The sequence below is a fragment of the Bradyrhizobium sp. UFLA05-153 genome, assembly GCF_054185185.1.
Window position 1 is genome coordinate 70,791 of record NZ_JBBIAM010000007.1, and the last position, 22,391, is coordinate 93,181.

Annotated in this window: 19 protein-coding genes; 8 read left to right on the top strand and 11 right to left on the bottom strand. The window is 65.2% G+C overall.

The window, feature by feature from the left end; genetic code table 11:
• Positions 1-20 precede the first annotated feature (20 nt).
• Both Q2941_RS06870 and Q2941_RS06875 read right to left on the bottom strand, forming a co-directional pair.
• A complete protein-coding gene (locus Q2941_RS06870) occupies positions 21-737 on the bottom strand; it encodes an alpha/beta fold hydrolase (protein WP_458191999.1) in 717 nt (238 codons plus the stop codon).
• A gap of 76 nt (positions 738-813) precedes the next feature.
• The gene (locus Q2941_RS06875) at positions 814-1,254 is read right to left on the bottom strand and encodes a DUF983 domain-containing protein (RefSeq protein ID WP_027522359.1); all 441 of its coding nucleotides are present in this window, start codon (positions 1,252-1,254) and stop codon (positions 814-816) included.
• A 78-nt stretch (positions 1,255-1,332) separates the two neighbouring features.
• On the opposite strand from Q2941_RS06875, the gene Q2941_RS06880 reads away from it, so the two are divergent.
• Positions 1,333-2,709, top strand: coding sequence for an aminotransferase-like domain-containing protein (locus Q2941_RS06880; protein WP_027522360.1), 1,377 nt, complete (start codon positions 1,333-1,335; stop codon positions 2,707-2,709).
• Positions 2,710-2,739: 30 nt separating this feature from the next.
• On the top strand, positions 2,740-3,483 hold the full coding sequence (locus Q2941_RS06885) for a sulfite exporter TauE/SafE family protein (RefSeq protein WP_027522361.1): 744 nt from the start codon (positions 2,740-2,742) through the stop codon (positions 3,481-3,483).
• Here the strand turns inward: Q2941_RS06885 and Q2941_RS06890 are convergent.
• The 5 genes from Q2941_RS06890 to Q2941_RS06910 form a co-directional block, all read right to left on the bottom strand.
• Positions 3,480-4,739, bottom strand: a complete 1,260-nt coding sequence (locus Q2941_RS06890) for an O-antigen ligase family protein (protein ID WP_458192000.1) — start codon at positions 4,737-4,739, stop codon at positions 3,480-3,482. The two genes, Q2941_RS06885 and Q2941_RS06890, sit on opposite strands and share 4 nt — an antisense overlap.
• A 71-nt stretch (positions 4,740-4,810) precedes the next feature.
• Positions 4,811-6,211 (bottom strand): MATE family efflux transporter, encoded by a 1,401-nt coding sequence (locus Q2941_RS06895; protein ID WP_458192001.1) that lies wholly within the window; start codon positions 6,209-6,211, stop codon positions 4,811-4,813.
• 62 nt (positions 6,212-6,273) lie between these two features.
• Positions 6,274-8,073 (bottom strand): ABC transporter ATP-binding protein, encoded by a 1,800-nt coding sequence (locus Q2941_RS06900; RefSeq protein WP_458192002.1) that lies wholly within the window; start codon positions 8,071-8,073, stop codon positions 6,274-6,276.
• Between the two features lie 335 nt (positions 8,074-8,408).
• Complete coding sequence (locus tag Q2941_RS06905; protein ID WP_027522365.1) at positions 8,409-9,992, bottom strand: DHA2 family efflux MFS transporter permease subunit; 1,584 nt, start codon at positions 9,990-9,992, stop codon at positions 8,409-8,411.
• Between the two features lie 25 nt (positions 9,993-10,017).
• Entirely contained in the window at positions 10,018-11,340 is a 1,323-nt protein-coding gene (locus tag Q2941_RS06910) for an HlyD family efflux transporter periplasmic adaptor subunit (RefSeq protein WP_458192003.1), read from the bottom strand.
• Positions 11,341-11,524: 184 nt separating this feature from the next.
• Between Q2941_RS06910 and Q2941_RS06915 the strand changes: the two genes are divergently transcribed.
• The 3 genes from Q2941_RS06915 to Q2941_RS06925 all read left to right on the top strand — a co-directional run bounded on the left by Q2941_RS06915 (position 11,525) and on the right by Q2941_RS06925 (position 13,874).
• A complete protein-coding gene (locus tag Q2941_RS06915; RefSeq protein WP_027522367.1) occupies positions 11,525-12,160 on the top strand; it encodes a TetR/AcrR family transcriptional regulator in 636 nt (211 codons plus the stop codon).
• 164 nt (positions 12,161-12,324) lie between these two features.
• The gene (locus Q2941_RS06920) at positions 12,325-12,684 is read left to right on the top strand and encodes a DUF6665 family protein (RefSeq protein ID WP_027522368.1); all 360 of its coding nucleotides are present in this window, start codon (positions 12,325-12,327) and stop codon (positions 12,682-12,684) included.
• Complete coding sequence (locus Q2941_RS06925; protein ID WP_458192004.1) at positions 12,681-13,874, top strand: lanthionine synthetase C family protein; 1,194 nt, start codon at positions 12,681-12,683, stop codon at positions 13,872-13,874. The genes Q2941_RS06920 and Q2941_RS06925 overlap by 4 nt, the downstream gene beginning before the upstream one ends.
• Positions 13,875-14,298: 424 nt before the next feature.
• Here the strand turns inward: Q2941_RS06925 and Q2941_RS06930 are convergent, their stop codons facing one another.
• Both Q2941_RS06930 and Q2941_RS06935 read right to left on the bottom strand, forming a co-directional pair.
• Positions 14,299-15,519, bottom strand: coding sequence for an extensin-like domain-containing protein (locus Q2941_RS06930; RefSeq protein WP_458192005.1), 1,221 nt, complete (start codon positions 15,517-15,519; stop codon positions 14,299-14,301).
• A gap of 357 nt (positions 15,520-15,876) precedes the next feature.
• Entirely contained in the window at positions 15,877-16,212 is a 336-nt protein-coding gene (locus Q2941_RS06935) for a hypothetical protein (RefSeq protein ID WP_458192006.1), read from the bottom strand.
• A gap of 451 nt (positions 16,213-16,663) precedes the next feature.
• Here Q2941_RS06935 and Q2941_RS06940 point away from each other — a divergent pair, with 451 nt between their 5' ends.
• Both Q2941_RS06940 and Q2941_RS06945 read left to right on the top strand, forming a co-directional pair.
• A complete protein-coding gene (locus Q2941_RS06940; protein ID WP_458192007.1) occupies positions 16,664-17,452 on the top strand; it encodes a DUF2147 domain-containing protein in 789 nt (262 codons plus the stop codon).
• Between the two features lie 197 nt (positions 17,453-17,649).
• The gene (locus tag Q2941_RS06945; protein WP_458192008.1) at positions 17,650-19,050 is read left to right on the top strand and encodes a FecR family protein; all 1,401 of its coding nucleotides are present in this window, start codon (positions 17,650-17,652) and stop codon (positions 19,048-19,050) included.
• Between the two features lie 45 nt (positions 19,051-19,095).
• On the opposite strand, the gene Q2941_RS06950 is transcribed toward Q2941_RS06945, so the two are convergent.
• Both Q2941_RS06950 and asd read right to left on the bottom strand, forming a co-directional pair.
• Positions 19,096-19,659: an NUDIX hydrolase gene (locus Q2941_RS06950; protein WP_458192009.1), complete on the bottom strand. Its 564-nt coding sequence runs from the start codon at positions 19,657-19,659 to the stop codon at positions 19,096-19,098.
• A gap of 72 nt (positions 19,660-19,731) precedes the next feature.
• Positions 19,732-20,595 (bottom strand): archaetidylserine decarboxylase, encoded by an 864-nt coding sequence (gene asd, locus Q2941_RS06955; RefSeq protein WP_458192010.1) that lies wholly within the window; start codon positions 20,593-20,595, stop codon positions 19,732-19,734.
• A gap of 35 nt (positions 20,596-20,630) precedes the next feature.
• Between asd and Q2941_RS06960 the strand changes: the two genes are divergently transcribed.
• A complete protein-coding gene (locus Q2941_RS06960) occupies positions 20,631-22,295 on the top strand; it encodes an aminotransferase class III-fold pyridoxal phosphate-dependent enzyme (RefSeq protein ID WP_458192011.1) in 1,665 nt (554 codons plus the stop codon).
• Positions 22,296-22,391 lie beyond the last annotated feature (96 nt).

The following is a 22,391-nucleotide window of genomic DNA, read 5'->3' on the forward strand; positions in this document are numbered from 1 at the left end:
ATGTGGAATGACAGCGAGAGCTATTCGACGATCTTCGCCAACACGTCCATCAGCGCCTCCGGCGCAGTGACGTTCGGTGCGTGGCTGGCGTCGAGCTCGAAATAGCGCCAGCCGGCTTCGCTCTTCGTGCGCCTGGCGAATTGCCCGAACACGTCGCCCGGCGGAATGCGCGTGCAGTAGATGTAGCTGCGCGGCATCGCCGGCTCGCCATGCTCAAGCTTCAGCTTCGTCTCGAAGCATTTGACTGGCATGCTGACGCGGCGCGCGTTGAGCCAGTCGAGATCGGCTTGCGGCGTATCGGGCGGCGGCGGGTTGGGCGGGATGCGGTAGCCGTCGCCTGCGGCCGCGGCTTTTCGCATCGGCTCGCGCCCCTGCTCGTTGAGATCGAACAGCGACTGGCCGTCGCGCGGCACGAAGGCGTCGAGATAGATCAGTTGCGCGATGCGATCGCGTGCGCGATCGGCAACGCCAGTCGCGACCATGCCGCCATAGCTGTGGCCAAGCAGCACGACTTCGCTGAGGTCCTCGAACCTGACGACGTTGAGGATGTCCTGGAGATGCGTCTCCAGGTCGATCGAAGGATTTGCAAGATGCGATCGCTCGCCGAGACCGGTGTAGGTCGGCGCCACCAGGCGATGACCCGCCCGCGCGATCAGCGGATGCATCTTCTTCCAGGCCCACCCGCCGGACCAGGCGCCATGACAGAGCAGGAAGGTTTTGGGCGAGCGTGCGGTCATCGGCGTTTCCATCGTTTCTTGTTTGGTGCGATGGAGTGTACCGGCCGACCGCGCGATGTAAACGTCGCGACGCGCTTCAGGCAGCGCGCGCTGCGGGTTTAGCCTTGACCAGCGCCGGCGCGAGTTGGCCGGCTTCGCGGCGCCGCTTGGCCTCCTCGAAGCCGTGCATGCCGACCTGCCATTGCAGGCCGACGATGGCGCCCTTGGTCGGCTGCAACAAAGCGAGCGAAGCAAACAGCGTCACCGGCAGCCACACTGCCAATTGCAGCCAGACCGGCGGTGCATAAGCCGTCTCGATCGCGAGGATCGCCGGCACCACGAGATGGCCGACCAGGACGATCACAAGATAGGCCGGGAAATCATCGGCGCGGTGGTGAAAGAGCTCCTCGCCGCAGACGTCGCAGCTGTCGGCGACTTTCAGGAAGCGCTTGAACGCATGGCCCTCGCCGCAATGCGGGCACCTGCCGCAAAAACCCCGCCACATTGCCTTCGCCAGAGAGACTGAACCGGTCGCCATGACCACACCTCTTCCTTTCCAACGATCCATACAATAATATCTTGCATCCATACATTCAAAGAAAACGGCCGGACTTGCATGGATTGGGTCCCTACAATCGCCGAGCTCAGCGGCCCGCGCTATCAGCGCATCGTCGAGGCCATGGAGGCCGACATCGCCGCAGGAAGGCTGGTGCGCGGCCAGCAATTGCCGACGCAGCGCGCGCTGGCGAAAGCGCTGGGCATCGATCTCACGACGGTGACGCGCGCCTATACCGAGGCGCGGCGGCGCGGAATTTTGGAAGCGCGGGTCGGACAGGGCTCGTTCGTCTCGGAGACCAGCGCGCGACGAACGGTCGACCTGCCGCATCCGGTCACGATAGATCTGTCGATGAACGTGCCGCCGCATCCACTGGAGGCGCAGCTCGACGAACGCATCCTTGCCGGGCTCGAGGCGATCCGCGAGCAATCCGGCCTCACCGCCTATCTCAACTACCAGCCACCGGGCGGCAGCGCGCACGAGCTCGATGTCGCGGCCAAGTGGATGCGCTCGCGCGTGCCCCATGTCCGTACCGACCGGCTCGTGATCTTTCCCGGCACGCAGACAATCCTGTTCAACCTCATGGCCTATCTCGTAGCGCCCGGCGATGTCGTGTTGACGGAAGCCCTAACCTTCCCCGGCATCAAGGCGGTCGCCGCACGATGCGGCATCAAACTGGTCGGTGTTGCAATGGATGAAGGCGGCATCCTTCCTGAGGCACTGGCCAGGGCGTGCCTAGAGCACAAGCCAAAGGCCGTGTATCTCATTCCGACGCTGCACAATCCAACGACAGCGACGCTCTCGGCCGAGCGGCGGAGCGCAATCGCAAAAATCATCCGCGATGCCGACACGACGCTGATCGAGGACGATGCCTATGGCCTGCTGGACCGGTCGGCCTCGCCGATCGCCAATCTCATTCCGGAGCGGACTTATCTGGCGACCACGCTGTCCAAATGCATCGCGCCGGCGCTGCGCGTGGCCTATCTGGTGACGCCCGACGCCGCCGCGCAGCAAACGATGCGCAGCTATCTTCAGGCGACCGTGCAGATGCCCGCGCCGCTCATGGTCGCACTCATCACCCATTGGCTCGAGACCGGAGTCGCGGACCGCATCATCACCGCGATCCGTAACGAGGCGATCGGCCGTCAGCAGCTTGCGCAGCGCGCGCTCAGGGGTTTTCAGTTCCTGGCCAAACCTGCCGCGCATCATCTCTGGCTGCGGCTGCCGGAGGGACGGAGCCGGACGGAGATATCAGCGCAACTGCTGCGCAACGGGCTTGCGGTCATCGCCAGTGACGCCTTCGTGGTCGGCGATCACCCGCCGCATGCGGCGCGACTATCGCTTGGCGCGGCGCGCAATCGCGCTGAGCTCGGCCAGGCGTTGCAGATTCTCCTCAGTGCGCTGCACAGACCGGTCGACGCCCGGCAGATCGTCTAGTACACCGCCGATAACAACAAGGACATTGGTGTGGATACGCTCAACTACGCGCTGTTGCTTTTTGGCGCATTGGCCGGCGGCTTCGTCTCGGGGCTGGCCGGCTTCGGCACGGCGCTGATGGCGCTCGGCATCTGGCTCTACGTGCTGCCGCCGTCGCTCGCCGTGCCGCTGGTGCTGATCTGCTCGGTGGTCGCGCAAGCCTCGACGCTGCCCTCGATGTGGAAGAGCTTTGACCTCTCGCTGGTCTGGCCGTTCCTGATCGGCGGACTTGCCGGCGTGCCGCTGGGGACCATGATGGTCGCCCAGGCCGACCCAAAGGTGTTCAAGCTCAGCATCGGAGTGCTGTTGCTGATCTTTCCGACCGCGCTGTACCTCAACAAGCGGCCGCTCGCCTTCAAATTCGGCGGCAGGATCGCCGATGGCGCGATCGGCTTCGCCGGCGGAATCCTGGGCGGCCTTGCCGGGTTGTCGGGACCGCTGCCGATTCTGTGGGCCAACATCCGCGGCTGGAACAAGCATGAGCGGCGCGGCATCTTCCAGCTTTTCAATTTCACGGTGCTGGCGGCCGCGCTGGTGCTGCAGACGGCGTCAGGCCTGGTCGCGACGCAGGTGATCTGGCTCGCGCTGATTGCATTTCCGGGCACGCTGGTCGGCGCCTGGTGCGGCGCGCGCGTCTATCACGCGCTCAGCGACAAGCATTTTGGCGACGTCGTGCTCGGCCTGTTGTTCCTGTCGGGTGTCGGCCTGGTCTGGAACAGTGTAGGCGCGCACTAGCGCTGGGCCTTGCACAGCGCCATGCCGCCGGCGACGCCGACGCCCAGCACATAGAGCCAGCCCTCGCTGAAATCGAACAGATGCGAGTTGAACAGCGAGGACAGGATATTTTGCAGGACGACCAGTAACCCGACCCAGCTCGCAAGCCCCGCGCCGCGGAACAGAGCGAGGTGCGCGAGCCACATCGCGTAGAGCACGATGACGCCGAGTGTGCCCCATTGCACCGCGACGTTGAGGGTCTGGTTGTGGGGATCGCTGACGATCTGCGCGCGCACGCCGCTCTCGCCGATCGCGGCGTGCTCGAACAACCCGTGGGTTGCGCCGGTGCCGTGCCCGAACAGCGGCGCGTCGGCGACGAAGCGCAGCGACTTCCGCCAGAACTCCAGGCGTGAGCCCATACCGCTGACCTCGTTCTCGACAGCGGTGCGCTCATAGTCGCCGCTGAACTTGTCGACCGTGGCGCGCAGATGTGGCGAGGCGCTCCAGAGCAGCAGCGCGGCCAACGCCGCCGCTGCTCCCAGAGCGAGCGCCGTCTTCAATCGCAGATGCAGCAGCGCAACCACCGCAATCAGCACCGGCAGGGTGACCAGCGCCGTGCGCGAGACCACCACGAACATCATGTTGGCGAGGAATCCGATCGCGAGCAGCGCCAGCAACGCCGCGACACGCGTTCGACCGGCGCGAAGTTGCGCCGCGACCGGATATGCCAGCGCGAGGGCGCAGAGCGCGAATTCCTGACTCTGGTCGATATAGTTGCGTACCGCGATCCCGCTCTCGACCTTGTAGGGCCCGCGCGACAGATAGAGCTTGAGCGACAGGCTGGGCTCGATCGCGACGGCAAAGGACGTCAGCAGCAACAGCATGCAGGAGACGAGGAACGCCGCGAAGACCCAGTTGCCATGGGGCCAGCGCTCGAACTGGTAGATCAGCAGCGGCAGCACCAAAAGCTTCGCCGATGGGGCGACCGCGTGCAGACGCTCCGGCCAGGACGCATCCGACCATAGCGTGCCGGCAAGGGCGAGGACGAACAGCGCGATCGGCAGCAGGCAGATCGGGCGGAGCAGCGAGCGCGGAAATTCCCGGAGGTCGATGAACGCGAAGGCGATCAGCCAGGCCGGGAGCGCGAAGATCACGCCGGTCGTCGTCCACGGCAACAGCAGCGCGATCAGCGCGACGAAACGGGCCGGCGTCCGGTAGCGCGCCGCCCAGATCGCCGCGAGCCAAGAGGCCACCCGCCCGTTCGACGTTTCGCTCATGCCGTCCCCTCGCCTTCCCACGGCGTCAGCAAGTCTGCCGGAGCCGTGGTTGCGGGACAAGCCGGAGGAGCCTATTCAGCCGCGGTCGTGCCGACGGCCGCGACCTCCGCCTCGGCACGCACGAGACCGGCGTCCGCAGACGGCAGGCGCTTCCTGAACTCTCGGCGCAGCAGCCACACGCTCAAGAAGGCCTGCAGCGTGGTCGCCGCGATCGAGAGATACCAGACTTGCTCGATCTGGAAGTTCGGCCGCGTCGACAACCAGATCGCCGGCAGCGAGTAGGTGAGCAGGCGAGTCACCGAGCTCAACAGCACCGGCTTGGTATTGCCGAGGCCCTGGAACATGCTCGAGCAGGTGAAGATCAGGCCTTGCGCCACCATATTGAATGAGATGATCCGCAGGAACAGGAAGGCGATCCTCATGGTCTCCCGATCGTTCGAGAATCCGGCGAGCAGGAGGTCCGGTCTCAATTGCGCCGGGATCATGAAGCCGATCATGACGACGGTCACGATCAGCGCCGCCTTGACGAAGGTCTCCCGCACGCGCGGGCCATTTCCGGCGCCGAAATTCTGTCCGGCGATCGGCCCGGCTGCGAGCGCAACCGCAAGCGCCGGCATCTGGATGAGGGCCAGCACCCGCTGGCCGATCCCGAACCCCGCCTGCGCCGCCGCGCCGAAATCGCGCAGCACGTAGTAGACCACCGCCATGAAGACGAACATCATCGCGAACTCGCCGCCGGCCGGCAGGCCGACATTGAGAATCCGCTTCCAAGGATGGAGCTGCGGACGCCACTGCGCGGGGTCGAAGGCGACATAGCGCTCCACCTTACGAAAATACGCATACAGCATCAGCACGCCGGTCAGAATGCCGATCGAGCTTGCGAGACCCGCGCCAGCCACGCCGAGCGGATGACCGGTGCCCCAGCCCGCGATCAAGACCGGTGCCAGCGCGATATTGACGACGACCGCAAGCGCCTGGACCAGCATGGTGGGCCGCACGATGCCGGTCGCCCGCAGCGCGGACGCCATCACCTGTATGGCAAATTGCAGCGCCAGAGCCGGCACGAACCACAGGAGATAAATGCTGCCCGCCTCGATGGTGGCTTCGTCCGCGGCAATCGAATGCATGTAGGAGCGCGACAGCGCGGAGCCTGCGGCCAGTGTCGAGAGCCCAAACAGCACCGACAGGACGATGGCCTGGTTGAAGATCAGATTGGCGTCCGTCCGATCCTTGCGTCCCACGGCATGGGCTATCAGCGCGCCGGTCCCGACGCCGAGCACCTGCATCAGCGCATTGACGAGGAATCCCGCGTTGCCGGCCGCGGCCACGCCCGCGACGGCGGCCTCGCCCATACCGGAGACGAAATAGAGATCGACGAGCTGGCAGATCATGATCGTGACCATGCCGACCACGATCGGGGGTGCCATGGTCAGGATGTGGCTTACGATGGAGCCGCGTGTCAGGTCTTTCATGTCGTTTCCATTTGCGGCGTGGCCTTTGCGGATTCTCCATCCGTCGGCCACGCCTCCTTTCCTCATTCCGCCGCGACGTCGTGACTGAACTCGATCACCTGACGCTCGAACAGGCCGCGATAGAGTCCGCCTGGCCGCGCCGTCAGCGCCTTGTGGGTGCCCTGCTCGACGATCTCGCCGCGGTCGAACACCAGGATGCGATCGATGCTGCGCACCGTCGACAGGCGATGCGCGATCACGATCGAGGTGCGGCCCTTCATCAGCCGCTCCATCGCCTGCTGGATCAGCGCCTCCGATTCCGAATCGAGGCTCGACGTCGCCTCGTCCAGGATCAGCACCGGCGCATCCGCCAGGAACGCGCGCGCCAGCGCGACACGCTGCCGTTCGCCGCCCGACAGTTTCACGCCGCGCTCGCCGACCAGGGTGCCGTAACCCTTGGGCAGGCGCAGGATGAAGTCGTGCGCATTCGCCAGCCGCGCCGCCTGCTCGATCGCCTCCAGGCTGGCGCCGGGCCGGCCGTAGGCGATGTTCTCGGCGAGCGAGCGGTGGAACAGGATCGGCTCCTGCTGCACGATCGCGATCTGGCTGCGCAGCGATTGCTGCGTCGCTTTCGCAATATCCTGCCCGTCGATCAGCACGCGGCCATCAGAGACGTCGTAGAGCCGCTGCACCAGCTTGACGAAGGTCGTCTTGCCCGAGCCGGAGCGGCCGACGAGACCGACCCGCTCACCGGCGCGGATGTCGATCGACAGACCGTCATACAGCGGCGCGTGATGGCCGCCATAGTGGAAGGTCACGTCGTCGAACACGATGCGGCCACCCTCGATCAGGATCGGCGTCGCATCCGGCGCATCGGCAATGCCGATCGGCTCGTCATGGATCGCAACCAGCTCCTCCATGTCGTTGACCGAGCGCTGCAGGTTGTTGATGTGCATCCCGACGTCACGCAGATAGGCGTGGATGATGTAGTAGCTCGTCAGCACATAAGTGACGTCGCCGGGTGAGGCGCGCCCCGCCATCCACAGCAGCACCGAGCCGCCGATCACCGACGCGCGCAGGCATAGCAGCAGCGAGAGCTGCGCCAGCGCCGTGTAGTTGTAGCGCAGCCAGGTCCGCCGCACCCGCACGCGCCAGCGCTTGATGACACGGGCGAGCCGCGCATCCTCGCGCGCCTCCGCGCCGAACGATTTCACCACCGCGTTGCAGGTCAGCGCATCGGCGAGCGTGCCGCCGACCTTGGTGTCCCAGGCATTGGAGACGCGCGCGGCCGGTGCGATGTAGCGCGTGGAGAACAGCGCCGTCATCGTCACGTAGACCAAAGCGCCGAGCGCAATCACCGCACCGAGCGAGGTCCAGTGCACCCCGAGCAGGATCATCGAGCCGACGAGCACGCTGAGGGAAGGCAATAGCGCCAGCAGGATGGTGTCGTTCAGGAGATCGAGCGCCCACATGCCACGCGTGATCTTGCGCACCGTCGAGCCGGCGAACGAGTTGGCATGCCAGTCGGTCGAGAAGCGCTGCACGCGCATGAAGGCGTCCTGCGCGATGTCAGACATCAGCTTCAGCGTGAACGGCACGATCACCTGCAACCCGGACAGCCGCAGCACCATCGACGTGAAGCCGAGCGCCACGATCGCGCCGAACGCGACCAGCGCCGCATGGCGCGCGACGGGATCGTCGGGACCGTGGGTCAGGGCGTCGACGAGCCGCCCGGAGAACACCGGCATGAGGAGGTCGGCTACCGTCGCGCCCAACAGGCCGCCGGCGACCGCGAGCGCGCGCCCCGGCTGCTTCAGCCAGTGGCGGAACACGAAGGGCAGCACCACGCGTATCGCCGCGGGCTTTTTTGACAGTGCGGTCATGGCGTTGTCCGGCTGCGCTCTGGCGCAGTCCGGCTCCGTTGATGGACGCATCACGGCCACGAAGGCCGAAAACGGCGTCGCTAGATCAGGTTGTCGCTTGGGAGATGGGGCGGCCGGGGAATCGGGCCCGGTCGAAGCTGGCGAAAACGGTCTCTAGAGGACCGAGCACACACCGAGCTTGAAAAAGTTAGACATCGAGCGCGGGCGTGCGATCTGCGAATGCGTCGAAATCATGCAAATCTCTCCCCGGTTCGAGCAATGAGGCACGCTTTATAGATGTGTCGGTTGCGATTTGCAACACCGCTCGCGCAAGATGTCGCGCGAGTGTTGCAAATTTAATGCGCGTCGCCGCCGCCGGCGAGGGACGCCGGCTTGTTCAGGAGCGTCACCAGCAGGCTCAGGCTGAGATAGAACAGCGTCAGCATGAAGAAGGCATCGCCATAGCCCATCACCACGGCCTGGCGGTGCACGATCTGGGTGAGCTGCTTCATCGCCATCAGCGTGGCATCGCCCAGCCCCTGGAATTTCTGCATGAAGGTGTTGAGCGTCTCGGTCGCCGTCGCGTTGCCCCAGGTCACGCGCTCCTGAAGCCGCGTGATGTGCAGATCGGTGCGGCTGTTGAGCACGGTGTTGATCACGGCGAGGCCGACGGCGCCGCCGAGGTTGCGCATCAGGTTGAACAGGCCGGAGGCGTTCTTGACCCGGTCCGGCGGCAGCGTGCCCAGCGCGATGTTGTTGGTCGGCACCATCGCGAACATCATGCCGATGCCGCGCAGGATCTGCGGCAGCAACAGCTCGTAGAAATCGAAGTCGCGCGTGATCCAGGTCATCTGGTAGGAGCCGATCGCGAACACGATGAGCCCGAACGCGATCATGTAGCGCATGTCGAAGCGCAGCATCAGACGGCCGACGAGCGGCGCGACCAGGAACATGGTGGCACCGGAGACGAACATGGTCTCGCCGATCATCAGTGCGCTGTAGCCGCGCACTTCGGCGAGATAGCGCGGATAGATATAGGTCAGGCCATAGAGCCCGATGCCGATGCAGAACTGGAGCACGCAGCCGACCGCGAAATTGCGGTTGGAAAAGGTGCGCAAATTGACGATCGGCTCCGTCGCAGTGAACACGCGCCAGAAGAAGGCGATCGCCGAGATGGCGCAGACCCAGGCGAAGATCGCGACAGACGTGTCCTGGAGCCATTCATATTGCGGGCCTTCCTCGAGCACATATTCCAGCGAGCCGAGGAAGCCGGCCATGAAGATCAGGCCCCACCAGTCGAAGCGGTCGAGCAGCTCGAAATGCGGCTCGTCGAAATCGACCAGCGTCAGCACACCCAGCGTGATGGCGATGCCGGGCACGACGTTGATGAAGAACAGCCAGTTCCACGACATCAGATCAGTGATGTAGCCGCCGACGGTCGGACCGACGGTCGGCGCCAACGTCGCGACGAGACCGATGATGGGTCCGACGATGTGGAATTTCGTGCGCGGAAACACGGTGTAGGCGGAGGCGAACACCGTCGGGATCATGCCGGCGCCCAAGAACCCCTGAAGCGCGCGCCAGAGGATCATCTCCTCGATCGAGGAGGCGAAGCCGCACAGCAAGCTCGAGAGCGTGAATCCGGCCGCCGAGATCGCAAACAGCAGCCGCGTGCCGAGCGCGCGCGACAAGAATCCCGACAGCGGGATCGCGATCACTTCGGCGATGAGATAGGCGGTCTGCACCCAGGAGACTTCGCTCTGGCTCGCCGACAGGCCCGCCTGGATCTCGGACAGCGAGGCCGAGACGATCTGGATGTCCAGGATCGACATGAACATCCCGAACACCATGATGATGAAGGCGAACAGCCGCTTCGGCGCGATGCGCTCCGAAGCGGGGTTCGCCATCATGGCGGGAGAAGCGGTGGTGGCGGTTGCCATCGTCTGGCCTCGCAGCGCTCTTCGCTTACTGCGGATGGATCATCGTGGGGTCGTCGAGATCGACCTCGCTGTCGGCGTCGACCGCGCCCTTGTTGGTGTCCACGGTCGCGTAGACCGACATGCCGGCGCGGAGCAGGTTCTGGCGCGCGACCGACTTCGGCACGCGGATGCGGACCGGCACGCGCTGCACGATCTTGGTGAAATTGCCGGTGGCGTTGTCCGGCGGCAGCAGCGTGAACACCGAGCCCGCGCCCGCAGCGATGCTGTCGACCACGCCGCTGAATTTGCGCATGCCGTAGGCATCGACCTTGATCGTCACCGGCTGGCCGGGACGGATGCGCTTGAGCTGGGTTTCCTTGAAATTGGCGTCGATATAGACCTCGTCGAGCGGCACGATGTTGCCGAGCCGCTGGCCGACCGCGACGAAGTCACCGGTGTTGACGAGGCGGTTGGAGAAGGTGCCGTCGACCGGCGCGCGCACCGAGGTGAAGCTGAGGTCGCGTTCGGCCTTCGCGAGCGAGGTCTTCAACTCCGCAAGCTGCGCCTGCGCTTCGGCCTGCTGTGCCTTGGCAACGTCGACATTGCTGACTGCGACGTCGTAAGCGGCCTGCGCGGCCTTGACCGCGGCGGCGCCCTGGTCGCGTCCGGCTTCCGAGGTTTCGAACGTCGCGCGCGAGGCAAAGCCCTTGCTGCTCAGCGCCTGCTGGCGCTCATAGTCGAGGTCGGCGCGCTTGAGGCCGGCTTCGGCGGAAACGAGCTGCGCCTTCGCCTGCACGACCTGGCTGTCGAGCGCTGCGACCTGGCGGCCGATGCGATCGATGGTGGCCTGCTGGGTCGCGATCTTGGTCGCGGCGGCGTCGACTGCGATCTTGTAGTCACCGTCATCGATGCGGAAGACCACGTCGCCGGCATGCACCAGCGTGTTGTCGCCGGGCAGGATCGAGGAGATGTGGCCGGCAACGCGCGCACCCAGCATGGTGTTGTTGGCGCGCACATAGGCGTCATCGGTCGAGACGTAGAAGCGGCCGACCAGCGTGTAGTAGCCGGCATAGCTCGCGGCCGCGAGCGCAAGCAGAAGGCCGACGCCCATCAGGACGAATTTGCGCTTGCCGGATTTCGACGGGGCGGCGCTCGGTGCGGGCGCTCCGGTTGCCGGCATAGCCGGGGCGGGCTTCTCGATTGCCGGCTTCTCCGGTGTTTCGGCCGTGCGGCGCTTGCTCTCTTCGGCCACGGTCCGCAACTGCTCGGCCAGTGCCGCATTGTCGCTCGCGGCTTCGCCCTGAGCTGGCGCTTGCTCCAGCGAATCCTGGCGAAGGATGCGCGCGGCCTGGTCTCTCGATACGGCCATAAAGGCCTCCCCACAAAAACACGCGATCGGGCGGTCCGCGATGCGGCCCCATTGCCTTCGCAGAACGACAAATAGCATTGACCGAACCGTTCGGTCAATATACATTATTCCCCGGCCGGACCCTAGTGGCGGGAATCCTTGCTTTGGGTTTCCGGCGCCAAAAACCTCAGGGAACCCTGAATCAATGGTTGCAGCCATTCGCGACACCGTCGCTATCGTCTCCGAGGAGGACAGCTCCAAGCGCCGCCAGATTCTCGATGGCGCCCGCAGGGTGTTCATGGACCTCGGCTTCGACGGCGCCAGCATGGGCGAGATCGCGCGCGCGGCCGCCGTCTCCAAGGGCACGCTCTACGTCTACTTCGCCGACAAATGCGCGCTGTTCGAAGCCATCCTCGAGGAGGAAGCGCTTCAGCACGGCCAGGTCGTCTTCAACTTCGACCCCGCGCGCGATGCAGAGACCACGCTGAAGGAATTCGGCCAGGCCTATATCCATTTGCTGTGCCGGCCCGGCGGCGGATCGGCGATCCGCACCGTGATGGCGATCGCCGAGCGCATGCCGGATGTCGGCCGCCGCTACTATGGACGGGTGCTGGACAAGACCATCAACCGGCTCGCCGACTATCTGAAGGCGCATGTGGCATCTGGCGACCTTGCGATCGACGATTGCGACCTCGCCGCCTCCCAGTTCATGGAATTGTGCAAGGCCTCGCTGTTTCTGCCCTTCGTCTTCCAGGCCGCGCCGGCCCCATCGGAAGAGCGCATGACCGAGGTGGTCGACAGCGCGACGCGGATGTTTCTGGCGGCGTACCGGGGGAAGTGAGAACGGCAAGGCCGTACACCTAACCACGTCATTGCGAGCGCAGCGAAGCAATCCAGACTATCTCCGCGGAAAGATTCTGGATTGCTTCGCTGCGCTCGCAATGACGAAACCTGTTCAGAACCACCGCGTTGCGCATGCGCACCACGTGACGCTATAAATAAGCCATGCCTCCTGATCTTCGCCTTCACCGCACGCCGGTCGACGTTCTCAACTATGAGATCGTCCAGGAGCAGGCCTCTGCGTTCGGGCGGATGGGACGGGCGCTGGAACAAGCGCTCGCGAAGCTGCGCGAATTCGATGCCGCCCATCCGCCCTCGGACGCGCCGGCATCGACGCAGCAGGCGCGGCGCGCCCTGGTGATGGAGGCGGGCCACGCGCTCTGGATGTTCGTGGTGCAGCGGGAGGCGTGCGGCATGCGCGACAGCCGCCCCGTCATGCGCGATTACAATGTGCCTGGCGAGGTGCAGCGCTGCATGGGGCTGGTCCCGGCGCCGTCGATGCGGGCCGCAAGACTCAGATCATGATCACCCTCGGTCGCCATCGCGCGCTTGTGCACGACGCCTGGAGCGAGTTGGCTGTTCGCACCGCTATCGATGACATCGTTGCCGATGCCATCGCTGATTTCGATCCCGAGACGTTTTGGCCCGGTCACCCCGGCGATGATTGGGTGGGAGACGGCAACCCCAGCTTCTACTATGGCGCGGCAGGTGTGATCTGGGCGCTCGACTATTTGCATCGTGTCGGCGCGAGCCTTGTCGCTGAAGACTTTCGCCCGGTGCTGCCGAAGCTCCTGGAGCGGACTTCCGCCAGGTTCGAGAGCAATTCGCCGGCCGGCTATGCCAAGCATGGCTCGCTGCTTTTTGGCGACATGGGAGCCGGACTTCTCGCCATGCGTCTTGCTCCCACGTCAAGCCTGGCCGATCTCGTGCATGTGCGCGCAGAAGCAAATATCGAGCTCCCGATCCGTGAACTGATGTGGGGCATGCCCGGATCCATGCTGGCCGCGATCCACATGGCCGAGATGACACGGGAGCCGCGATGGCGCGGGCTCTTCGAAACGCAGGCGGCCCGGCTGTTGGCCGATCTGGAGGAGACGCCACAAGGTCCGCTCTGGACCCAAGATCTTTACGGCGCCAACGACCGCTGGCTTGGGCCCGTACACGGCTTCGCCGGCAACGTCATTCCATTGATGCGCGGATGGGACTGGTTGACGCCCGCGCAGCAGGCGCGGGTGGCCGATTTTGTGCCGAAAAGCCTCGCAGCGAATGCGTGGCGCTCTGAGGTCGGAACCAATTGGGGCGCGAAAAGCAAGCGCGAGACGCCGCCGACCTTGTGCCAGCACTGCCACGGCGCACCAGGCATGGTGACGACATTTGCCGACGCGCCGTTCGCGACACCTGACCTTGATGAGCTTCTGTTGGATGCCGGCCGATTCACCTGGACCGCCGGACCGCTGACCAAGGGGTCGAATCTATGCCACGGCACCGGCGGGAACGGCTACGCATTCCTCAAACTTTATCGCCGCACAAACGATCCAGTCTGGCTGGACCGTGCGCGCCAGTTCGCCATGACGGCCATCGTCCAGTATCGCGGCGCCAAGCACGTCGTCGGCCGCGGACGCTATTCGCTTTGGACCGGCGACGTCGGCCTGGCGATATACCTTTGGGACTGCATCACCGGAGAGCCGCGTTTCCCGACAATCGACGTGTTCTGATCCGAGGTGTGGCTTACCAGGCCCCGACAGCCATCAGAACGACATTGGTCGGGCACGAGGCGCAAGCGACCGCCACCGCATAGCATTCGGGCGTGTTCATAGTTGTCTACCGGGCGCACTGAAACAGTCTTGAACTGCCTGACTACCAGGCGCCGACGGCAATCAAGACGGCAATGGTCAGCACAAAAATGCAGACGATCGTCGCTGGGACAGTAAGCCAATCGGGTGTCATCGTTGCCTCCCGAACGGTTCTGCCGAAAGCTTAAATGGTCGGCTCGAAAGAGACTATGAAGTAGCCGACACCCAGCAAATGAACTGCATTTTCAATCTGAGGACGCTGAGCGTCACCTCGTGCGCTCTTGGTTGATCGCGCGCATCGTGCGGCGCGAGCTTCGCGACCATCGTCCGCCGTGCCTGCGTCCCCCTACTCGTCCTCGAATTCGTCTTCCTCGTTGACCTTCTCGCGCTTGGCTTTGCGACCGAGCGAGCCGGTCACGTAGGGATCGCGGGAGTTGGCGTAAGGATTACGCTGCTGCGCGCGGGCGGCGACCTCGTCGCCGGAGACGGCGGCCGGCTGGCAGATCAGGCGGCGGCTGGCGCGGCGCATCAGATCGACGTGGATGTGATCATAGTGATAGACGTTGGAGCCCGGCGCGAGCACGGTGGTGAAATGCGCGCAGGCGCCGGACTGCACGTCGCGCAGAAAACCCTGCTCCTCCGGCAGGCCGCGCCAGCCGTCCTTCACCGAGATGCGGCGGCCATCGGCGAGCGTGAAGGCGGCGATGTCGAGCGCATTGCCGAAGGCGTGCTCTGAGATGTGGGCGTGCGGATTGCCGTTCATGCCGCGGCAGGAATAGGCGGAGATCTGCTTGATCTCGACCACGCGCTGGCCGAACCAGCGCATCGCCGAGGGCTGCACGGTGTCGGCGAACCAGCGGTCGAGCTCGGAGACGATCGGACAGGCCAGCGTCGCGGTCGGCTTCACCGCGACCGGGCCGACGGCGCCGACCGGACTTCCCTGCGCAGGACCAAGCCGCGGCAAGGGCTGCTGCTCGGGACGCTGTGAATAAGATGGCTGCGATTGCGACGGGTAATTCGGCCGCGCCGGATAGCTCGGTGCGTTCATGTAGCGCGCCGCTCCCGCCGCATCGGTGCCCTCGGGCGGCAGGTCAATCTCGTCCTCCTCCGGCGGCGCGACGCCGGGCGCGCTGAGCGAGATCGGGCCTGAGGCTCCGCCATAGCCGGACGGCTGGTTTTGACGCTGCGGATAGCTCGAGGCGTTCGGATAGGCCCGGTTCGGATAGTTCTGGCCTTGCGGATAGCTCGGCTGACTTCCCGGCCAGCGCGGCTGGTTGCCGATGCTCGCCGGCGGACGCAGCTCCTCATCGGCAAAGCCAAAGCTGCTGCTCGCTTCGCCGATGGCGGCCACTTTCAGCGGAAACTCGGCTCCACAGGCGCCAGGGCCGGAGATCGGCTCGATGCGGACGATCTCGGCGCTCTCTTTCACCACGCCGGATTTCAGGCAGGCGGCTTCCGCCTCGGCCCGCCACGGTTCGCGTTCGGCCTGGAAGAAGCCGCGTCCGCAACCCGCAAGCGAAACAAGGACGATGGAGCCGACGAGATACAAACGAACTCCGCGCGTCATGCACGCACGTTCGGTGAATTTACTTAAGGACTCTTCAACGCATTGATTTTACGTTTCTTTAACCATACGGGCCGGCCCGTTTTGGCGGACGCGGCGGGTAAGCGACACCAGGACTGACTTTTTCGCCGACGGACTCTCCGTTAACTTTGTTGGTTGCGCGCAAAGACGCGCGAACAGAGGGAGCTCCTTTATGACGTTCGTCGGCAGACTGAGCGTTGTGACCGCGTACCTCGCGATAGCCTTTGTCGGAGCCATCGTGCTCGGCGTGATCTAGTTTCCAGACATCGACGACAGGTAGCGGGAGCGCGCGCGATCTCGCGCGCGGGTCATGGTGCGCCGAGCCAGACGCGGCAGAGTTCAGTCGTAATTCGAGCACTCCGATCCCGTGACGCCGCCGATCTTGAAATCGCGGCACATCATGCCGGAATTGTCGGGGTCCGGATAGCGGTCGTCCTTCCGGCGAACCGTATGGCTGAAGCGCCAGCCGCGCGACAGCATGCAGCGCTTGTAGTCGTGTGACGTCACCGTGCCGTTCTGCGGCTTGCCGAACTGCGCGTCACAGAACGCGCCGTCCACCTGCAATTCGTCGTGGCCGCGCGACTGCTTCAACACGTTGCGATAGATATCGGTGTCGGCACGCGCCGTGGCGACGCTACCGGCGAGCAGCGCGGCGACGAGGATGAGGCGGGACATGATTGAAAGCTCCTTTGCAGACCGTGTTCATCCATCGGTCGCATGCAAGGGAGACGCGGGTTCGCTGAGAGACGATTACAAATTTGATAGGCGCGACGCGGCGCGCTCCTGTCCCTTCTCCCCTTGCGGGAGAAGGTGGCGCGAAGCGCCGGATGAGGGGTTCTATCCGCGCTTACAGATGCGCATGAGTTCGCGAAGAGAGACCCCTCACCCGGCTTCGATGCTTCGCATCGAATCCACCCTCTCCCACAGGGGGCGAGGGTGCAGCGGTCGCGTGGCACGAAAGTCAGTCAGCTGCACCCAACGAATGTGAAGCAGCTCACTCCGACGGCGCCGACGCCTGTGACATCAGTCACGGAAGCCGCGGCGGGCCCCGCATAAGGTCGAACCACGCTCAGTCGATCACCGACATCCGGCCACACCGTTTCCACGCTGCATTTGGGAGGCTGCCATGACAAGGCTTTCTGTCGCCGCTACCGCGCTCTTCCTCGCTTCGACCGCAATCGCCCATGCCGGCAATGCGATCTCCTTCGAGATCGAAGGGCAGCGCATCCATATCCAGGCCCCGCGAAACTGCGCCTCGCTGAACTGCGTCACCATCGTGGCGCCCGGCCTGTCGAAGAAGCCGATCAGGCTGAACAACATCAACCTCAACGGATTCGGCTCCAAGGACGATGACGACACAGCGTCGTCGAGCACGACGACTACGGCCCCGCCGGCTCCGGCGCCCGCCGCACAGCAACCGGCGCCGCAACCCCAGGTCCAGGCGACCGTCCATGCCGCTCCGATCGTGACCGCGCCGCCCGCGCCGTCCCCGACCGTTGCCCCACCGGCCACCACCGCGGCCGTCGACGCCAATGTCACGCCACAAGCGGCCCCGGTTGCACCGCCGGCACCGGTTGCCGCACCAGTCGCGCCCGCGCCGACGCCTGTTGCGGCTGCGCCCGCCCCCGCTTCGACCACGCCGCTCGGCGTGTGGGCGACCGAGGAGAACAAGGGCAATGTGCGCGTCGAACAATGCGGCGCCAATCTCTGCGGCTATGCCGAGAAGACCAACGAGAAGATCCTGATCAACATGAAGCCCGATGGCGCCAAGTGGAGCGGCCGCATCCACGATCCCGATTCGGGGCGCAACTACGACTCGACGATCGCGATGAAGGGCTCGAACCTGCTCCGCGTGCAGGGCTGCGCCTTCGGCGGCATGTTCTGCGGCGGCCAGACCTGGAAGCGCGTGAGCTGACGCGCGGAGCGCGTCACCCTCGACGCCGCTGGCAAGCCTTCTTGTTCTCATAATGGCGCCACGTCCCGAAATCCGGGACGTGGCGTTTGAACGTTGGCAGCGCCTGTGCGACAGATGTTCATCCGCCATTCAGCCATCTCCGGCTGAAATCGGCGGATCTCGCCTCGTGTCTTCACCGGGACCTCACTGTGGCTTTGATGCTGGCTTGGCGCCGCTGCGTGCTCGCGCTTCCGCTGCTGGTTGTTTCGTTGGCCGGCGCGGCGGACGCATGCGCATCCGACGCGACCCAGCTCGCGCAGGCGCAGCCGGCGGCGCAGGCATCGCCGACACCGTCTCCCTCTCCGACATCAGCAACACCGGCGCCTGACGCGCAAACCGCCGCGTCCCAAGAGCCGATCGGCAACGTCGCCACCGTGACGGGGATCGCGACCGTGATCCGCGACAAGAATTCCTATCCGCTGAAGGCGCGCGACGACATCTATCTCAATGACGTCGTGCAGACCGCCTCGAACTCCTCGCTCAGCATCGCCTTCAACGATTCCACCACTTTCAATCTGTCCGCCAGCGCCAAGATCGCGATCGACAACTACGTCTACGAGGACGGCGGCAAGCAGAATTCCGCGATCTTCGACGTCGGCAAGGGCACGGTCGCCTTCGTCGCCGCGGCGGTGGCCAAGACCGGCGACATGAAGATCACGACGCCGACGGCGACGCTCGGCATCCGCGGCACCACCGGCGTCATCGAGGTGCCGGCGGACGGAAGCGCTGCGGCGGCCGCGACCAACAACGTCAACATCAAGCTCTATCCTGACGCCGACGGCAGGGTCGGCCACATCGACGTCAACGACCGCACCAGCGGCGCGCGGCTCGGCGCGCTGACGCAAGGCGCATCCGGCTTTGCGATCCGGCCCGGCACGGGCGGGGCGCGTTTTGCCGCGGTGCCGATCACGATTGCTCCGCAACAGGTCGCGCGCGACCGCGTCTTCGTGAGCCAGGTGCACCAGGCCCAGACCACCGGTCGGCAGATCGTCACCGAGCAGCGCGAATTCCGCAGGGCCAATCCGGGCGCGACCCCGCGCATTCCGCGGCCGGTCCAGCCGGCGGCGCCGCAGCAGCAACGCCCGCGGCCGAATGGTCAGCCGGGCCAACAGCCGCAGCGGCCCAATGGCCAGCCCGGACAGAACAACCGTCCGGGTCAGCAGCAGCAACCGGGTGCGCCGAACCGTCAGGGCACGCAGCAGCCGCAGCGGCAAGGACAAGGCGGCGCGGGTCAGCCGGGCACGCCGCGCACCGGGCAAGGCCAGCAGCAGGGCGCACCGCGCGCCGGACAGGCGCCGGGCGGTGTGACCAATCCACAAGCGCCGCGCAGCGGACAGGCTCCGTTGTCGCAGCCGGGCACGACGCCACAGCAAGGCGCAACGCCCGCGCCGCAGTCACCACGCAGCGGCCAGCAGGGTCAGCCCGTGCCCAACGCCGTCCAGCCGCAGCAAGGCGGCATGCAGCGGCAAGGCGGATTGCAGCAGCGCCTGCCGGGCCTGCAACGCCCGGCACCGCGCAAGCCCGCGCCGCCGCCGAAGGAGAATAAAGAGCGGAGGTAGGTCGGAGTGTTTCCGCAAGCGGCGGTGCACTCCCTCTCCCCGTTCTTACGCCTCGCCGCGGAGCCAGGCCTTCACCTTCTGCAGCAAGCCATGGCGCAGCTCCTCGACTGACGCCGCCTCCGCGGGCGTCAGCGTCTGCATCGCGGCATCGACGTCGTCCATGGCAAGTGGCGGCGTAGTTTCAGCATCGGCCGGCGCGAGACCGGCGGCGGCGAGCGCGATCGGGCCGACATGAACGAGGAACGCGCGCTCATATTCGCGCGACAGCCGCGCGACCGCATCCTCGAGCGGCAACCAGTCGACCGCCTTGATGTCGTTCATCAGCTTGCGAACCGGGCCGCCGTCCGCTTCCATGCGCCAGAAATGCACGATCTTGGAGCGGCCGCCGGACGGATAGGCGAGCGTGCCGAGAAATTCGCGGATGGCGACGTCGTGGCCGGTCTCTTCCAGCACCTCGCGGTGCGCGGCTTCTTTCGGCGTCTCCTCATCGTCGAGCTTGCCCTTGGGCAAAACCCATTCGTTGCGTTTGCGCTGGCGCACCACCGCGATCAGCGGCGCATCACGCCGCAGCACAATTCCCCCTGCCGCCAGAACCGGCGCCCGCGCCATCCCTCAATACCCGTCGTGTCGATCGAATCGTCCCCGCGGACGATATAGGTCGCCGACACGGCGGATTGAAGGCTACTTTTTTCGCAGCAGCGCCTGCCCGGCACGGATGCGCGTACCCTCGGCAATCCCGTCGCCGAATGTAAAATCGCCGGGCGCGAGGATGATAATGGTCGAGCCATGCTCGAACCAGCCGAGCTCCTCGCCCTTAGTCACGTTGACGTCGCAGGGAAAATTGACCGGGCCGCGGGTCTGCGCATTCAGCACCATGTCGAGGAAGTGCAGCCGGATGCTCGCGACCAGGATGGCCGCCACCGGCACCAGCGTCACCGCCTCGCCAGTCGACAAATGCGTGCGGATCACCGCGCGCTCGTTCTTGCAGAACAGCCGCTCGACGCGCTTCAGCGCGATCGGGTTGACGTTCCAGACATCGCCATGGATCAGCGTGACCCGCTCGATATGCGCGTCGTAGGGCGCATGGAAGCGGTGGTACATGCTCGAAGTCAGCCGCAGCGTGACGAAAGAGCCGTTGCGATGCTGCTCGACCAAAGCGGGATCGCCGAGGAGGTCGAGCAGCGAATAGGGCGCGCCCTTGACCTGGAACAGCTCGGTATCGGCAATCCTGCCGTGGGCGCCGACGATACCGTCGGAGGGACTGGCGACGATCGCGGGGTCCGGTTCGTAAGGCCGCAGCCCCGGCTTCAGCTCCCGCGTGAAGCAGTCGTGCAGGCTCTTGAATTGGGTCTTGCGCGCTTCCGACAGATCGAGGTCGGAGAACAGCTTCCACAGCGCGATCGAGCCGTCCCGCACCAGGGGATTCTCGACCTTGGAGAACCAGCCCATGAAACGGGTCAGCGCGGCGCGCGGAATGCGGTTGGTCAGCAGGAAATTGAGGTCTTCCTGCTGGGTGAAAGAGGCGATGAGGGCTTTGACTGTCATGAATCTGTCAGCAGGTAGGGTTAGCGCTTGTTGTCATGGAAACGACACTCCCGATTCTCTCATTGTCCGTGGCCGCCGCAGCGTCCGCTGCCGCCGCCTTCCCGAAGATCAAGGCGCGCATCGAACTCTCCCGCGCCAAGCACCGCTCGCTCTCCGGGCATTCCAAGATGTCGCGCCGAGTGGCGCGGCTGATCCCGTTCTACGAGTTCGAGGGCGACGACTATTTCGCCTGTGACGGCGCGCCGGCGAATGTCGCAGCGCAGCGCCACGACGGCTTCTTTCGCCTCGCCGGTCTCTACGCCGCGCGCTATGCCAAGGGCCGTGCGCTGACGAAGGAGGCGGCGGAACGAATCTCCGACCTGCAATTCACCGAAAGCTACCGCGTGCCGTTCCAGTTCTCCCGCCTCGTGCGTGAGAACCTGGGTACATCGAGCTTCATGCAGTCGTCCGACGGCGTCACCGTCACCGATCTCGATGGCAACGTCTCCTACGACCTCACCGGCTCCTACGGAGTCAACATCTTCGGCAATGATTTCTACAAGGAGTGCATCGGGGAAGGCGAGAAGCGCGCCCATGCGCTCGGGCCGGTGCTCGGCCCCTACCATCCCGTGATCGCCGAGAACGTGACGCGGCTCTGCCATATCTCGGGCCTCGACGAAGTCTCGTTCCACATGTCCGGCACCGAAGCCGTCATGCAGGCCGTGCGCCTTGCGCGCTACCACACCAAGCGCACGCACCTCGTGCGCTTCGCCGGCGCCTATCACGGCTGGTGGGGCGACGTGCAGCCCGGCGTCGGCAACCCCATTGCCGCGCACGAGACCTACACGCTCGCCGAAATGTCGGAGAAAACGCTGCACGTGCTGCGCACGCGGCGCGACATCGCCTGCGTCTTGGTCAATCCGCTCCAGGCGCTGCATCCGAATGCGAGCGCGCCCGGCGATTCCTCGCTGGTCGACAGCTCGCGCGGCGGCAACTTCGACCGTGACGCTTATGGCGCCTGGTTGAAGAAGCTGCGTGAGGTCTGCACCGAACGCGGCATCGTGCTGATCTTCGACGAGGTCTTCGTCGGCTTCCGTCTCGCTCCCGGCGGCGCCCAGGAATATTTTGGCGTGCGCGCCGACATGGTGACCTACGGCAAGAGCCTCGCCGGCGGCCTGCCGGTCGGCGTGGTCTGCGGTCGCAAGGACCTGATGCGCCGCTTCCGCGACGATCGTCCCGCCGACGTCTGCTTTGCCCGCGGCACCTTCAACTCGCATCCCTACGTGATGACGGCGATGGACGAGTTCTTGAGCCGGCTCGCCAGCCCGAACTTCCGCGCGATCTATGACGGGCTGGATGCGACCTGGAACGGCCGCGCGCAAAAGCTCAACCAGATGCTGACCGACGCGGACCTGCCCGTGCGCGTCGCCAACCTGTCCTCGATCTGGACGGTGAAATACACCGAACCGTCCCGCTACAACTGGATGCTGCAGTACTATCTGCGCGCCGAGGGCCTCGCCTTGAGCTGGATCGGCACGGGACGCCTGATTTTCAGCCTCAATTACACCGACGCCGACTTCACCGAGGTCGCCGAACGCTTCGTCCGCGCCGCGGAGAAGATGAAAGCGGACGGCTTCTGGTGGCACGATGCTGGCCTCACTAACAAGCGCATCAAGCGGCAGATCCTGAAAGAGATGCTGGCCAAGCGCTTCCGGCGCTGAGGCTTTCGCTTCCACACCAATCACCATCATTCCGGGGCGGTCCGCAGGACCGAACCCGGAATCTCGAGATTCTCTGGTGCGCAACGGCGCACCAGA